We start from the raw sequence: 264 nt of genomic DNA, 5'->3' as shown, positions 1-264 counted from the left end.
GAGAAGAATTGGCTCAACAACTCTCTATGTCATTAGGTAACGAAATGTTTTTACATATTGCTAAGCATGCAAGAAGAAGTGTAAATCCCCCTAACGATACATGGTTGGCAATTTGTCACAACAAGCGTGGATATAAAAAACATCCTCATTTTCAGGTAGGTCTTTTCGATGATCACGTATTTATATGGCTTGCATTTATTTACGAACTACCTAATAAGCAAAATATAGCTCAAAAGTTCTTAAATAATATGGATGAATTAAAAC

At 33.3% G+C, this 264-nt stretch carries 1 protein-coding gene; it reads left to right on the top strand.

Features of this window, described 5'->3' with window-relative positions:
* On the top strand, positions 1-264 hold a 264-nt coding region (locus tag AOA59_RS28415), incomplete at both ends, for a DUF1054 family protein (protein WP_143522844.1).

This window comes from Pseudomonas sp. 2822-15 (assembly GCF_002742515.1).
GTDB classification, from domain to species: domain Bacteria; phylum Pseudomonadota; class Gammaproteobacteria; order Pseudomonadales; family Pseudomonadaceae; genus Aquipseudomonas; species Aquipseudomonas salomonii.
This window is presented reverse-complemented; position numbering and strand designations above follow the sequence as displayed.